General features: G+C 42.3%; 1 pseudogene. It reads left to right on the top strand.

Annotation, left to right across the window (positions count from 1 at the left end):
* Positions 1-189 precede the first annotated feature (189 nt).
* Positions 190-486, top strand: a pseudogene (locus EQY_RS0122765) (Arm DNA-binding domain-containing protein); the annotation flags it as partial.
* Between the last annotated feature and the right edge of the window lie 193 nt (positions 487-679).

The raw sequence follows: 679 nt of genomic DNA, 5'->3' as shown, positions 1-679 counted from the left end.
TTGGTTCGATTCCGAGTCCGGGCACCACTATTTAGTTTCATGGCGTCTCTATGAGTCCTGAAACGTTAAAAATCAGTTAGTAACAAAGAATCTGGAGCACCAGCAGGTGCTACCAGATTTTTTTACATCCATAGTTTTTTAGGGCTTAATTGGGGACCCATCGGTTCGATAAACTATGGAGCCCCCACTATGTCTCTCAGCGATACCGCCATCCGTAATGCAAAGCCGCTTGATAAACCTTGGAAACTCAGCGATACGCAGGGTCTGTACCTGCTGATTAAACCCAACGGCTCTAAACTCTGGCACCTCAAGTACCGTTTTGGCGGTAAAGAGAAAAAGCTGGCGTTTGGCGCTTATCCTGCTGTTTCTCTGGCAATTACCCGCAAGATGCGTGAGGACGCCCGCTCGGTATTGAGCACAGGCAACGATCCCGGCGTGAAAAAGCAGAAGGAGAAGTTTGCCCGTAAAAACGGTAACACTAAAGAATACAGACGGCATCAGTGAAAATATAAAAAATAAACAGACAGTTAACTCCTCTTGATATTTATTTTAAAAAATTCAACCGCGAACGTCACGAATACATTGTATATAAAGAAGTTAATTCGCTTATTGAAGAATATGCAGACAAATTTAACCTTGAACGAAGAGAAAATATTAGTCTTGATAAGAAATAACTAAT

The organism is Escherichia sp. TW14182 (genome assembly GCF_000208525.1).
GTDB classification, from domain to species: Bacteria; Pseudomonadota; Gammaproteobacteria; order Enterobacterales; family Enterobacteriaceae; genus Escherichia; species Escherichia ruysiae.
This window is presented reverse-complemented; position numbering and strand designations above follow the sequence as displayed.